Here is a 12,985-nt window from a genome sequence, read left to right as displayed (position 1 = left end):
AAGGAGACGAAAATATATGTTTAAATGGCTCAAGCCAGCACCTGCAATTGAAAGATTGCCAGCGGATATGATCGACCGTGTATATCGATTACTACGTATTCGTGTGTTAATCGGGATTTCAGTTGGATATGCTGCTTATTATTTAGTTCGTAGTAACTTTACGTTATCAAGTACGTATTTAGTACAAGAATATGGTTTTAGTACAGCTGAAATTGGTCTACTAGGCTCAGTAATGGCAATTGTTTATGGATTTAGTAAGTTCTTTATGGGTAATTTATCAGATAAAGCTTTCGCCCAGCGCTTTATCGCAGTCGGTTTATTCTTATCAGGGCTTGTAAATATTTGTTTCGGCTTTGCATCATCATTTGGGATGATTGTTACATTACTTGTTGTTAACGGTATTGTACAAGGTATGGGAGCACCACCTTGTAGTATTGTTATGACGAAATGGTTCTCGAAGAAAGAACGCGGTACGAAAACAGGCCTTTGGAATATTTCACATAACGTTGGTGGAATGCTTGTGCCACCACTTGTCGGAATTGGTGTAGGTATTTTCGGTGAAAATCATTGGCAAGGCGGCGTGTTTATTTTCCCTGCGATTATCGCAATGGTAATTGCAGTTCTTGTTTGGATCAATGCGAAGGATACACCAGAATCTGAAGGTCTTCCTCCAATTGATGAGTATCGTAATGACTATGAAAATCTTGAAAAAGCAGATAATGCTAACAAGATGTCACCAAAAGAAATTTTAATGAAGTATGTAGTGAAAAATAAATTTGTATGGTTCTTATGTATTGCGAATGCTTTTGTTTATTTAATTCGTTTCGGTGTTATTAACTGGGTTCCACTTTATTTAACGACAGTTAAAGGATTTTCAAAAGCAGAAGCGCATGCGGCATATGCAATCTTTGAAGGTATGGCAATTCCAAGTTCATTAATCGTTGGCTTTTTAAGTGATAAATTATTTAAAGGAAAACGTATGCCATTATGTATTATTAGTATGGTTGGAGTTGTTATTGGTACGTTTATATATTGGCAAGCAACTAGCGTACTTGTTGTAAGTATTGCAGTTTCTATTATCGGTTGTTTAATTTATGTACCACAGTTCTTAATCGGTTTAAGTGCGATGGAATTAGTACCGAAATTTGCAGTTGGTACGACAGTTGGTATGTGTGGTCTATTCGGTTATGTAGGCGGAAGTCTTGTAGCTAACGCAGCAATTGGTGTTATTGTTGATAGTTCTGGCTGGGATGGTTGTTTCATCTTACTATTAACAGGAGCGGTTTTATCAACAATCTTCTTATTTATTGTTCAACGTGGACATGAGAGAAAAGATCCTAAAGTAGCGTAATATTTTGTTTGAAAAAGCTATCCAATTATTATTTTGGATGGCTTTTTCTATATAATATAATCTTTCCTTAAATCTATCTTAAAAGATATAATGTCATATTTCTAATCATTGGAATTTTTGTTACAATATAAATGGATGTGTAAAACTTTGTAAAAACATTGTAATAATATGTAATCTATTTTCAGAAAGTTTTATACAATTTTTATATTAAACTATTAAGTTATAAAAGGGAGAGAGACTATGTTACCAAATACGGTTCGTACTCCAAATAAGAAGAAGAAATGGATTATTATTGGGGTTATTGCACTAATTGTTATTGTAGCGGCAATTAATATTTTTGTTATGCAAGGTAAGAAGAAGGGTGCATCAACAAATGCTGATGCTGTAAGTTTTGAGAAAGTGACAGAGCGTAAGCTGAATAATACGAAGTTAATTTCTGGTCAGGTGAAGCCTGGTAATATTGAAAGCTTCTATGCAGATCCGACCAAAGGGAAAGTGAAAGATATTGAGGTAAAAGAAGGGCAAGAGGTAGAGAAAGGCACGAAGTTATTCTCTTATGATAATGAAGAGATTAACCTTCAAATGAAGCAAGCAGAGCTTGATCAGAAGATGGCAGATATGCGTTATGATCAAGGGAAAAAGAAGATTGATTCGTTGAAGAAAGAAATTAAGAAGGCGAAAGATAGCGGAGCTGGGAAAGAAGTAACGGATCCGATGGACGAGCAAGTAAACGAGTTAGAGATAGGGCAAAAAACAATTGATCTTGAGAAAGAAAAAGGGAAGTTGCAGAAAGAAGAGTTAAGTAAGAAGCAGAAAGAACTTACGATTTATAGTAATTTTGCTGGTGTTGTTCAAAAGTTAGATAAAGATGCGGCACAAAGTTCATCTCAAGCGTTAGGTGGTCAAGGAAAAGCGTTTTTACAAGTAGCTTCTAAAGATCCATTCCAAGTTCAAGGTACGTTAACTGAGCTTCAAAAGTCACAAATTCAAAAGGATCAAAAATTCACTGTAACTGCAAAAGCAAATAATAAGAAGAAGTGGACAGGTAAGATTACAGAGGTAAGTGAGTTCCCAACAAGTGCAGAGATGGCGCAAGCTGGCGGCATGGGTGAAGCAACTCAAAATATGTCCCAATATACATATAAAGCTAGCCTTGATAGTCAAGACGGTTTATCTCCAGGTTACCACGTTTCTCTGCAAGTAAACTTAGAGAATAAGACGATGATTGCTGTTCCAAGTAAAAGCATTGTAGAAAAAGGTGATGATGCATTTGTTTATGTTGAGGAAAAAGGAAAGCTTCGTAAACAAAATGTGAAAAAAGGTTCTACTGATGGAGACTGGACAGAGGTTGTAGAAGGCGTAACAGTGGGGCAAAAGGTGGTTAAAAATCCTTCCGACGATGTGTATGACGGAATGGAAGTGAAAGAGAAATGATTACGTTAAATAATATTGCTAAAACGTATTATCAAGGAAAATTGGCGGTGCCGATTTTGCATGGTATTAGTTTAACAATTCAGAGCGGTGAGTTCGTTTCGATTATGGGACCGTCTGGTTCTGGTAAGTCGACGCTTATGAATATTATCGGTTGTTTAGATCGTCCAACAGAAGGTGAATATATGCTGAATGACGTGAATATCTTAACAGCAGACGAGTCAAAGCTTGCTTTAATTCGTAATGAATACATTGGCTTTGTATTCCAGCATTTTAATTTACTACCTCGTCTTTCAGCAGTGGAAAATGTTGAGCTTCCGCTCGTATATGGTGGCGTGAAGAAAGCAGAGCGTCGCAAGCGTGCTTTGGAGGCGCTAGGTAAAGTTGGATTGGCAGATCGCGTGCATCATTTACCAAATGAGTTATCAGGTGGACAGAAGCAGCGTGTAGCGATTGCAAGAGCGATTGCAAATAATCCAACGTTCATTATGGCCGATGAACCGACTGGTGCACTTGATACGAAGTCTGGTGAACAAGTTATGGATATTTTCACGAAGCTTAATGCAGAAGGCACGACGATTGTTATGGTTACGCATGAAGAGGAAGTAGCAGCGTATTCTTCCCGCCGCATTGTACTGCGGGACGGGAAAGTTACAGAAGATAGAAGGTGTGCGGTATGAGTTTACTAGATAGTATAAAAATTGCCCTCTCTTCTATTTTAGCTCATAAATTGCGTTCAGCTCTTACGATGCTCGGTATTATTATCGGGGTAGGTTCAATTATTACTGTCGTTGCGATTGGGCAAGGCGGGGAAGCTGCATTGAAATCGCAGTTCGTTGGGGCAGGTAATCAAACGGTTCCGATTCATTATAGTGCAGATATAAACGATCCTTTCGGTATGGGAATGGTAGAAGCACCGAAGATAACTGAAGAAGACATTTTTGAAATTAAAAAAATTCCAGAAATTTCACATGTGGTAACAACAAATTCCAGCATGGAACCACTTGATATTGAAGATAAAAAAGAAATGGTGAGTATTACTGGATTAGATAGCGAGTATTTTGCAGTAAATAAAGTAAAGTTGTTAAAGGGACGTTCTTTACAAGAATCAGATGTGGATCAAGGTAATAACGTTGTTATGATTAGTAAACAAATGGAAGAAAAGGTGTTTAAGGATGCCAATCCAGTCGGTAAAATTATTGAAATGAAAGGTCAACCGATGCAAATTATTGGTGTTTACAAATCAGATAATGAGTTTATGGGAATGGGACCATCAGAAGCACTAGTTCCAATTTCATTATGGCCGACATTGTATGGGAAAGATGAAATTCAAAATATTTCTGTTCAAGCAAAAAATGTAGATAATCTAGAAAAAGCAGGTAAAAAAGCTGCAGATGTTTTAAATAGTCGTAAACCGACTGATGCAACTGGTAAATATGAAGTTATGAATTTAAAAGAAATTCAAGAAGGTATTTCGAAGATGACCGGTATTATGACAATGATCATCGGTGGTATCGCTGGTATTTCATTAGTCGTTGGTGGAATTGGTGTTATGAACATCATGCTTGTATCTGTAACGGAGCGTACACGTGAAATTGGTGTACGTAAAGCACTTGGAGCAACACGTAGTAAAATTTTATTACAGTTTTTAATTGAAGCCGTTATGTTAACACTTCTAGGTGGTTTAATCGGAATTGGTCTTGGGTATGGCGGAGCATATATCGTTTCTACATTCGCAAAATGGCCACCACTCGTTTCATGGGAAGTTGTCGTTGGAGGCGTACTGTTCTCAATGACACTCGGTATTATTTTCGGATTAATTCCAGCAAATAAAGCTGCAAAATTAGATCCAATTGAAGCATTGCGTTATGAGTAATTAATAGTGTAGTAGAACTACACATTACCGTTCTAGTGGGCGGTTCGTAGCCTCTTGCATGAGGAAGTGAACCGCCCGTTAGAACGGGTTATATAAATAGAAGGAGGCGTTATAATGGAAGCAAATATTAATACGCAAGATGTAGGTGCGAAGAAGCCATCATTATTAGGAATGATTACTTCTCCAGGTGAGCAGTTTGAGAGAATGAAGACGAGTAATGCAGTTTGGGGTGCATTTTGGCTACTTGTTTTAATAGCTGGGCTTGTTGGTGGATTTGCTGCTTATGTATATTCTCTAACACCTGAAGCAATTGAGCTTAATAAGGAATTAGGTGTTACTGTTTCAGCTGCAATGACATATGGTATGGGATTTGGGGTAATTGCTATTAGTATGGCATTTGTCTTTCTACTTAGTGCCGTGGTGTATAAAGTGTTAATGGTATTTATAAGCAATGATACTTCTTATAAAAAATTATTAGCGATTACTGTATATTCAAGTGTTATTTCATTACTAGGTTTATTAATAAATACGATTTTAGCATATATTTTAGGTGGATCAGGTCAAGAAATGTACACTGGCTTAGAGCCAATTTTTGCTTCAAGTAGTGGTGTTGTAAAAGGCATTGTAAGTAAATTTGAAGTGTTTACAATTTGGGGATATGCAGTTACATGGCTAGGTCTTCAAATTACAGCAGGTTTAACTAAAAAGCAGGCAACAATTATTACTATTGTTTTCTTTGTTTTAACTCTTGGAATGGGCGCTTTACAAGGTATGTTCCAATAAGGAAATAAAATAGAAAGGTGACTCTTTAAAGGAGTCACCTTTTTTATTTTTACCCCTATTTCAAATACCACCAACAAAATTTCAAATACTAGCTGGTGTAATTTCAAATTCCGTCGGTAGTATTTGAAATTACTCACGGTGAAATCTTTTCTTTATTTTTATATTGTGAAGGTACCGCGGAATACTAGAAAGGTATACCTTTTAGAAACGGGTACTGTGTGAAGCCAGCGACTTTTAAAGAAGCAGTTGTTTTGTACGAAGGGATGATTGTAAATCAAATAAAGAAATTAGGTATTCGTAAAGATTATGAAGAGTATTATCAATGTGGTTTAATCGGTCTTTGGCATGCGTATGAAAGGTTTGATGCAAAGAAGGGGTATTTCCCTGCATATGCAGTTGTAACGGTGCGAGGTTATATATTAGAGAGATTGAAGAAAGAGTTCGCAGTGCAGGAGAAGTGTGTATGTGTAGGAGAGTATGAGGATATCTTTCATTTTGAGGATGTTGAAATAAGAGTAAAGGATTTTATGAGCGTGTTAGATGAGAAGGAGAAGTATATTATTTTTGAACGTTTTTTTGTAGGGAAGACGATGGGAGAAATCGCTTTAGAGACGGAAATGACATATTATCAAGTAAGATGGATGTATCGGCAAGCAATCGAGAAAATGCGGGATAGTGTAAAAGGATAAAAATAGCAAATAGAATGGAAGGTGAGGAAATACTACCTTCCATTCTATTTGTTATTAAGGTGATGAATCTTGCATGTTCATTTGGGATAATACATATCCAGCTTTCCATAATTGCTGACTTAGCTTATGGGAACTAATTTGTATCGTTACGGTAGCTCCGTTTGAAAAATGAATTTTAGCTCGTTTAGCTTTTTTGAAAAACTCTATTGTATGAACATGTTTGAAGAAAAGCCAAATACAATTTGGAGAAGCAGGAGATTCTGTTGGGAAAGCACAAATATATTCTCTATGATTGATCGGAATTGGAACGTTTTGTTTGAATTTAAATTTTGTTTTTACAGCATTACGTCTCCCTTGATAAGTAGAATGAATATTTGTTAGACAAGATTTCTGTATAAGTTGGAGAGCAGTTTGACAGGAGTAAAGATGGTTTCCGCTACTGTCGATAATTTTTGTACGGTAATAAGGGTGTTTACATGGTTCAAGCATCATTGTAGAACTAGAAATAAAAATGTTGTTTTCATTATCCATAATTCTATAGCCTCCCTTATAATTTTCATTCCGAATATAATTATATATAAATTAAGTAAATTTACTGTTAATATTCTATTTCATATTGTAAATTTTGGCTATTCGTTTACAATCAATAGGTGATAGTCTTTCTAATTTGCATCGCTTGTACATATATATGAAAATAGAAAAGAGTAGGCGGTGATATAGTATGAAGAAAAAGTATATTATTATGGCTTTAGTTGTCGTTCTCCTAGTATATTTAGCAAACAGTAATCCGAGTAAGGGAGAATATACAGAATGGGCAGCGAAGCAGTTTATGAAGCGTAATGATGTGAGTAAGAAGCTAGATGAAGTTCAAAAAGAGAATGAAGAGGGTCTCCTTGGCGACTTGGCATCGGCCGGTAAAAAGTTAGCTAAAAAGTATGTTGAGCCACAAGTTGGGTTATTAATTGATCATTATACGAAGCGAAATGATTATATATTCTTCTCAACATATACGACTGAGTTTGATATAGGTGAAGAACATTATAAGTACGTATGCGTCGGTTTCTCAAAGATTTTTATTCCGATTGAAATGCCGAAGAAAAAAGACGAATCTGCAAAATGATGCAGATTCGTCTTTTTCATTTTATAGAGTAATTGGAACTTCAGATACATTTTTTTCTATAAGGCGAGCTCCCTTTTTTCTTGTATTTTCATCAATGGATGAAAATACAGATGAGGCAAGGATTGTATCCATTACTTGATTTACGACTTGTGCATCAATTGGTGTGATGGGCGTATCGATAGAAAAAACGACTGTTTTTCCATCTTCTTTCGCGAAAATCAACTCTAGTACTTGCATGTGTTATTCCCTCCTTTGTATTTATCCCGCTATTTACGGGATTCGGGTCTGCCGGTTAAATTGCGGGCTAATAATCAATGGGGATGAATAAAATCCCCAATGATCTGAGTTTTACTTTATAGTTTAGAAAGATCTGATGTGCTTACAAGTTGTACAGCGTGAAGTGGTGATGCTTGTAAGGAAGCTAGAGCATGAGCTACGTTGTGTACTTGATCTAAGCTCGCATTTGTTTTAACACGTTTAAATTGTTAGCTCTTGAAAACTGTTTTGCCGTTCTTATCTAATCCGTTGTTTAAGACAAGACGTAAAGTTAAATCCATTACGATTGTTTCAATTGCCATGTGTATCACCTCCTTTCACTTTATAAATAGGGTACAAATGTCATGTTTTGGCGTGAAATTTTTTCTTTTTTTTGGTACCCTTAAAAGATTAAGAGAGGAGAATTCTGGATAATGAATCGTAAATGGTTATTTTGGATTCCTGTATTACTATGGATGGGGCTGATTTTCTATTCTTCGGCACAACCATATAAAAAGCAGGATATGCGTTCAGATATTGAACAATATGTAAATGTTGAATTTGTGAAAGAGCATTTTTCATGGGTATCTATCGATTATGGTGGAGGAACCCCTGTTAGTATTGCGAATAAAGGTGTAGGCGGATTTATTGAGTTTTTCCTTCGTAAAGGTGCTCATTTTATGGTGTTCTTTATGCTAGGTTCATTGATTTATTACGCTTTTCATCGATCAGGTCATTCGAGGAAAAGATGCTTTATATATGCCCTTCTTTTCGTTGCGGGTTATGCAACATTTGATGAAATTCACCAATGGTATACGGGAGACCGTACACCAATGTGGCAAGATTCATTGCTTGATACGTGCGGCGGGTTAACGGGGATTATAATAAGTAATTGGTTTTGGAATAGAAAAAAGCGCTAATCTCAAATAAGATTAGCGCTTTTTTTTGCGGGGAGTAAAACCTCCACTGATTAAAGTTTCACTTTATACACCAAGTAATTCTTTTAGTTCGTCTGTTGATAGTTCAGTCATCCAGCTATCGCTTGTGATGACCGCATTGTTTAGAGATTGTTTTCTTTCTAGCATTTCATCAATTTTTTCTTCTAATGTTCCTGTTGTAATGAGTTTGTGAACATGAACAAATCGTTTTTGACCAATACGATATGCGCGGTCTGTTGCTTGATTTTCCACAGCTGGGTTCCACCAACGATCGTAGTGAATGACATGGTTGGCAGCAGTTAAGTTTAATCCTGTTCCGCCAGCTTTTAAGGATAAGATGAAAATGTCATACGTTCCGTTTTGGAACTCCTCAATCATCTTGTCACGATCTTTTTTCGGTACACTACCGTTTAAGAAGAGGACACGCTGGCCAAATTGTTCTTCTAGCACACGTTTTAGCATGTTTCCCATGCCGATGTACTGAGTGAAGATGAGGCAACTTTCATTTTGATCTTTTATATTTTCGATGAGCTCCATTAACGTTTTTGTTTTCATAGAGCGTTCAACGACATTTTGTGGTTCTTCTTCTTTTAAATAAAGAGCAGGATGATTACAAATTTGTTTTAGCTTGTTCAACATAAGTAATATAAAGCCGCGTCTTTCAATTCCGCTTAATCCTTCTACATTTTGCAGTGTATCTTGAACAAGTTGTTCATATAAGGAAGCTTGTTCACCAGTAAGAGGACAGTAAGCTTTTTGTTCTTGTTTATCTGGTAAATTTAATGCGACTGTTTGATCTTTCTTTGTTCGGCGCAGTAAAAATGGTGAGATAAACCGTTGAACTTGCTGGATTTTTCCTTCATCACGATCTTTTTCAATCGGTGTGACGAAGCGGCGTTGGAATTGTCCTAAGCTTCCGAGATATCCATGATTAATAAAGTCGAAAATGGACCAAAGTTCAGCGAGGCGATTTTCCATTGGTGTACCAGTTAAAGCGATTTTGTGATTTGCCTGCAAGTTTCGTACTGCTTTCGACTGTTTCGTATGTGGGTTCTTAATATTTTGTGCTTCATCCAAAATAACAGCATCCCAGCATAATGAAGTCAGTTCTTCCTCATCGAGTTGAGCCAATGCATAAGATGTTAATACAACATCTGCTGATTGAAGGAAATCTTCAAATGAATTGCCCTTATCTCTATTACTTCCGTAATGTAATTGGACACGTAAATTTGGTGCGAAACGCTCAAATTCCTTTTGCCAATTTCCAAGAACAGATGTCGGCGCTACGATTAATGCAGGGCCTGTTTTGAGATTGTTTTCTTTTATATATAGTAAGTAAGAGATTGTTTGAATACTTTTCCCGAGTCCCATATCGTCAGCTAGCAATGCTCCAAATCCAAGCTTTCGTAAATATAATAACCATTCAATACCGTGTTGTTGATACGGACGAAGTGTTGCGTTTAGTGAAGTAGGGACATCTACCTTTGGAATATCTCCAATATGAAGCAGCTTTTGGAATAATTCCTCATAATATCCATCTAGTTCGATTTCAATATCAGTAAACGGACTATCATCTTCTACAATTTCTGTTTCAGCCGTATTTGATAAATGTTGCTGCAGGACATCTTTCATCTCTAGTCCGTACTTATCGGCACGGTTCATGAGTTTCCTTACTTCTTCGATAAAGGCTGGATCTAGTCGCATCCATTGACCGTTTATATTAAATAGACGTTTGTTTTGTTCAACGAGCTCGAAAAATTCGCTTTCTGATAAATCAATGCCGTTCGTCGAAATGCGCCAGTCAAAATTAACGAGCGTATTCATACCGAAGAACGATTGTGTTTGTGCTGTATTTTGCTTCAACTGGACACGTAATTTCGGTTTTGTTGCTTTTAAATTTTGCCACCATGATGGTAGTAAAATTGTAATGCCGGCTGCAAGTAATTCGTTGCTTGCATCTGTTAAGAAGTTCCAAGCTTCTGTTTCAAAGAGCTCATTTCGGAATATATCTCCTTCTTTTAACCACGGTATGAGCTTACTAAAACCTTCTTGTGTTTCTGTAATCCGTTCTTCGTAATCGTGCCATCTTTTCGGTAAGGAATCGATGTTTTCATATACATATATGCGATGCGCCCCGCGCTTTGGTGTCACAATTGTTTCAAGCTTCCACATTTCAAATTCTTCTTGTGGTTCTTGTAGTCTTAGTCCGATTGTAAACGGAAGATCATCTTCAATATAACCAATTTTTCGAAGCCAATCTTCTTCATGTAGTGCTGTTTCCAATTGTCTTTTCGTAAAGTCGTAATGTTCATATAGCCTTTTAGCATCTTCCCAGCCGTCATTTGAGCGATTATCTTGTAATATGCTTTCATTAACTGCTGCTGAGAAAAGAGATGCTAATGTGTCATCTTCAATTGGTGTATTTTGAACTTTCCAAGATGGCTGTTTAGGCCAATGATTCATATCTGGTACGAAGCTACCACTTGTAAAGGCGTTCCATAATTCATTTGCATCTTTTGTAAGTGCTGTAATAGGTCCGTTTATGTGCATATGTGCAAATGAATTCATTGGTTTGTTTGCAATGTATTCAAAGGCTTGTGCATTTGTTAGTAGCACACCTTGTTTTCCTTCGAAGGTTGCTTCTTTTAGAGAAGTACCGTAGAAAGAAGTGGAGTGCCATGTGAATGCATTTCGTTTCCAACTTGTTACGGATAATGGAGTACCGCTGTCATCTTCTCCCCAAAGGAACCAACCTTGACTAACATGCTGGAGCCTAATTGTTACTTCAGTTTGATTGATCATCGATTAATTTTCCTTTCCGTAATTCCTCTTGTAGTGCACGCAGACGTGAATGGAGATTGGCGATGTGAATAATGAAAGCATCCCATTCATCGGTACGTTTTAATCGTTTATACAATGTACGTAATTTCTTTAAGTAACGAACTGCGCGTTTATATGATTTACGATTTCGTTCTTCAATCGCCTCTACAGCAGCAAGATGGTAAAGAGGAAGTGCCACTTCTGGCGCTTCTTTTTCAATATCTTTCAGTGGCTCTTTCAACAGCTCAATTGCTTCAAATCCATATAGGAGATGAAGCTCTGCCCATGTACGATACTGTTTTTTCGCGAGTACGTACTGTTCATAGTTTGTGAAACTATACGGTAATAGTTCTTGTAAGATCATTTCGAAACCAGCTTGTTCATTTGTATGTGTTGCATATGTTTCATACATGATTACAAATAGCCGAACGACATCTTTTATGAAAATCGTATTTTCTTGATCTTGGATCGTTTTCTTTACTTGTTTATACGTAAAGGAAAGCCAGTTTTTTGCACGATCCCAATGCATGGCACTTAATAGTTCTTCTAACCAATAGAAGTATAGACTCACAACAGAAGCAGGCTGTTTTTTTAGTAAGTCCATCGCTAGTAGATCTTCGTCATTTAAAAAGAGAAGATGAGAAGACGCTAACGCTTTGGATAGTGGATTGATTTTCGTATCGATTCGTTTTTCTTCCTCTTGTATGTTTTCTTTATTGTTTAAAAGTTCACTCCATATGTGGCGATAAATGAAAAATCGTTCTTGCGTATAAGCGTCGGTAGAGAAGAATACTTCATGAACAAGACGAGCTGTTTCTTGCAAAATTATTTCAGACTCTGAAGGAATCGCTTCTGATTGTAAGTCCCGAACGATGGATTCCACTTTGTCTACAAATAGGCGAATGACATTAACAGGTTGGTGATAAGAATACGTTTTGTTAGCTTCGAATGCCTGAATTTCTTCTAATAATTTTTGAAAGCAGTACAGTGCTGCGTGTAACCTGAATAATTCATGTATGGCGATGACGCGCGGAGCTTTCCGCTCAAGTTTCGTATAGAAATCTGTAAAGATACTCATAAGAAAATACATTTGTTTATAAGTAAGGCGAGCTTGTTCTTTTTTAAATGATTCATATTCTTTTTCAAAATAAGATTCCCAACTTTTATAATCCGTTTCTTCAAAAGCTGATGATTGCAATACTTGTCTTGCAGTTCGAATAGGAGGAAGGGAAGGTTTCGTATTATTTTTAAATAAAGTTAATACATCTCCTACTTGCCCGAAACTAGACGCTGCAGATAGTAATACAGCGAGCATATGCTCACATTGTGTTGGTGCGAAGCAATCACAATAACTTTCAGCGACGTTACGAATCGGAATATGAACGCTATATACGTTGCCTTCCGCATCTACAGTTCCTGATAGTGTATAACCATCAAAATCAACGTTATAGACAACACCACTACGATATAGGTGCCGAGCTGTAGCGACATGTTCCTGATCAGCTGTTTGCTGTGGATCTAGTCCTTGAACGAACTCATTCGCAATCATCATAATTTCATCTTTCGTAATTGAGTGTTGCAGCATAATATTCCTCCGTACACATATTTCTTTCCTTTACCATTATAAACAAAAAATGCTCAAAACAGAAAAAATGAAATTTGGATTACATAACTTGAAAATCATGGTAATATATAAAATGTTAATTTCGTATATGAATATAT

General features: G+C 36.7%; 12 protein-coding genes and 1 pseudogene. 8 read left to right on the top strand and 5 right to left on the bottom strand.

What is annotated here, in order from left to right; all coding sequences use genetic code 11:
• The first annotated feature begins 16 nt into the window (after positions 1–16).
• The 6 genes from AXW78_RS25210 to AXW78_RS25185 all read left to right on the top strand — a co-directional run bounded on the left by AXW78_RS25210 (position 17) and on the right by AXW78_RS25185 (position 6,130).
• Positions 17–1,351, top strand: coding sequence for an MFS transporter (locus AXW78_RS25210; protein WP_000477602.1), 1,335 nt, complete (start codon positions 17–19; stop codon positions 1,349–1,351).
• A gap of 240 nt (positions 1,352–1,591) precedes the next feature.
• Positions 1,592–2,785, top strand: coding sequence for an efflux RND transporter periplasmic adaptor subunit (locus tag AXW78_RS25205; protein ID WP_061884773.1), 1,194 nt, complete (start codon positions 1,592–1,594; stop codon positions 2,783–2,785).
• Positions 2,782–3,462, top strand: coding sequence for an ABC transporter ATP-binding protein (locus AXW78_RS25200; protein WP_000631624.1), 681 nt, complete (start codon positions 2,782–2,784; stop codon positions 3,460–3,462). Before AXW78_RS25205 ends, AXW78_RS25200 begins: the two co-directional genes overlap by 4 nt.
• Positions 3,459–4,658 (top strand): ABC transporter permease, encoded by a 1,200-nt coding sequence (locus AXW78_RS25195; RefSeq protein ID WP_000054349.1) that lies wholly within the window; start codon positions 3,459–3,461, stop codon positions 4,656–4,658. The genes AXW78_RS25200 and AXW78_RS25195 overlap by 4 nt, the downstream gene beginning before the upstream one ends.
• A gap of 114 nt (positions 4,659–4,772) precedes the next feature.
• Positions 4,773–5,441 carry a YknW family membrane protein gene (locus AXW78_RS25190; protein ID WP_061884772.1) on the top strand — a complete coding sequence of 223 codons (669 nt, stop codon included), beginning with the start codon at positions 4,773–4,775 and terminating at the stop codon, positions 5,439–5,441.
• A 218-nt stretch (positions 5,442–5,659) separates the two neighbouring features.
• Complete coding sequence (locus tag AXW78_RS25185; RefSeq protein ID WP_000801284.1) at positions 5,660–6,130, top strand: sigma-70 family RNA polymerase sigma factor; 471 nt, start codon at positions 5,660–5,662, stop codon at positions 6,128–6,130.
• A gap of 54 nt (positions 6,131–6,184) precedes the next feature.
• On the opposite strand, the gene AXW78_RS25180 is transcribed toward AXW78_RS25185, so the two are convergent.
• Entirely contained in the window at positions 6,185–6,661 is a 477-nt protein-coding gene (locus AXW78_RS25180; protein ID WP_000368313.1) for a competence protein ComK, read from the bottom strand.
• A 190-nt stretch (positions 6,662–6,851) separates the two neighbouring features.
• On the opposite strand from AXW78_RS25180, the gene AXW78_RS25175 reads away from it, so the two are divergent.
• Entirely contained in the window at positions 6,852–7,250 is a 399-nt protein-coding gene (locus AXW78_RS25175) for a DUF4359 domain-containing protein (RefSeq protein ID WP_000731405.1), read from the top strand.
• Positions 7,251–7,271: 21 nt separating this feature from the next.
• On the opposite strand, the gene AXW78_RS25170 is transcribed toward AXW78_RS25175, so the two are convergent.
• Positions 7,272–7,487 carry a DUF2922 domain-containing protein gene (locus AXW78_RS25170; RefSeq protein WP_001197590.1) on the bottom strand — a complete coding sequence of 72 codons (216 nt, stop codon included), beginning with the start codon at positions 7,485–7,487 and terminating at the stop codon, positions 7,272–7,274.
• Positions 7,488–7,603: 116 nt separating this feature from the next.
• Positions 7,604–7,828: pseudogene (locus tag AXW78_RS25165) on the bottom strand (DUF1659 domain-containing protein).
• Between the two features lie 111 nt (positions 7,829–7,939).
• On the opposite strand from AXW78_RS25165, the gene AXW78_RS25160 reads away from it, so the two are divergent.
• Positions 7,940–8,425, top strand: a complete 486-nt coding sequence (locus AXW78_RS25160) for a VanZ family protein (RefSeq protein ID WP_001080707.1) — start codon at positions 7,940–7,942, stop codon at positions 8,423–8,425.
• A gap of 63 nt (positions 8,426–8,488) precedes the next feature.
• Here AXW78_RS25160 and AXW78_RS25155 read toward each other — a convergent pair whose 3' ends face one another.
• Together AXW78_RS25155 and AXW78_RS25150 are read right to left on the bottom strand one after the other, a co-directional pair.
• The gene (locus AXW78_RS25155) at positions 8,489–11,245 is read right to left on the bottom strand and encodes a DEAD/DEAH box helicase (RefSeq protein WP_061884771.1); all 2,757 of its coding nucleotides are present in this window, start codon (positions 11,243–11,245) and stop codon (positions 8,489–8,491) included.
• Positions 11,229–12,848, bottom strand: coding sequence for an SWIM zinc finger family protein (locus tag AXW78_RS25150; protein ID WP_061884770.1), 1,620 nt, complete (start codon positions 12,846–12,848; stop codon positions 11,229–11,231). The genes AXW78_RS25155 and AXW78_RS25150 overlap by 17 nt, the downstream gene beginning before the upstream one ends.
• Positions 12,849–12,985: the final 137 nt, after the last annotated feature.

Source organism: Bacillus thuringiensis (assembly GCF_001595725.1).
Classification (GTDB): Bacteria; Bacillota; Bacilli; order Bacillales; family Bacillaceae_G; genus Bacillus_A; species Bacillus_A thuringiensis_K.
This window is presented reverse-complemented; position numbering and strand designations above follow the sequence as displayed.

What these genes read in the sequence shown, in the direction of transcription:
- AXW78_RS25190 (WP_061884772.1), top strand. Translation starts at nt 4,773, where the DNA reads ATGGAAGCAAATATTAATACGCAAGATGTAGGTGCGAAGAAGCCATCA.
- AXW78_RS25150 (WP_061884770.1), bottom strand. Translation starts at nt 12,848, where the DNA reads ATGCTGCAACACTCAATTACGAAAGATGAAATTATGATGATTGCGAAT.
- AXW78_RS25200 (WP_000631624.1), top strand. Translation starts at nt 2,782, where the DNA reads ATGATTACGTTAAATAATATTGCTAAAACGTATTATCAAGGAAAATTG.
- AXW78_RS25170 (WP_001197590.1), bottom strand. Translation starts at nt 7,487, where the DNA reads ATGCAAGTACTAGAGTTGATTTTCGCGAAAGAAGATGGAAAAACAGTC.
- AXW78_RS25210 (WP_000477602.1), top strand. Translation starts at nt 17, where the DNA reads ATGTTTAAATGGCTCAAGCCAGCACCTGCAATTGAAAGATTGCCAGCG.
- AXW78_RS25205 (WP_061884773.1), top strand. Translation starts at nt 1,592, where the DNA reads ATGTTACCAAATACGGTTCGTACTCCAAATAAGAAGAAGAAATGGATT.
- AXW78_RS25195 (WP_000054349.1), top strand. Translation starts at nt 3,459, where the DNA reads ATGAGTTTACTAGATAGTATAAAAATTGCCCTCTCTTCTATTTTAGCT.
- AXW78_RS25160 (WP_001080707.1), top strand. Translation starts at nt 7,940, where the DNA reads ATGAATCGTAAATGGTTATTTTGGATTCCTGTATTACTATGGATGGGG.
- AXW78_RS25155 (WP_061884771.1), bottom strand. Translation starts at nt 11,245, where the DNA reads ATGATCAATCAAACTGAAGTAACAATTAGGCTCCAGCATGTTAGTCAA.
- AXW78_RS25180 (WP_000368313.1), bottom strand. Translation starts at nt 6,661, where the DNA reads ATGGATAATGAAAACAACATTTTTATTTCTAGTTCTACAATGATGCTT.
- AXW78_RS25175 (WP_000731405.1), top strand. Translation starts at nt 6,852, where the DNA reads ATGAAGAAAAAGTATATTATTATGGCTTTAGTTGTCGTTCTCCTAGTA.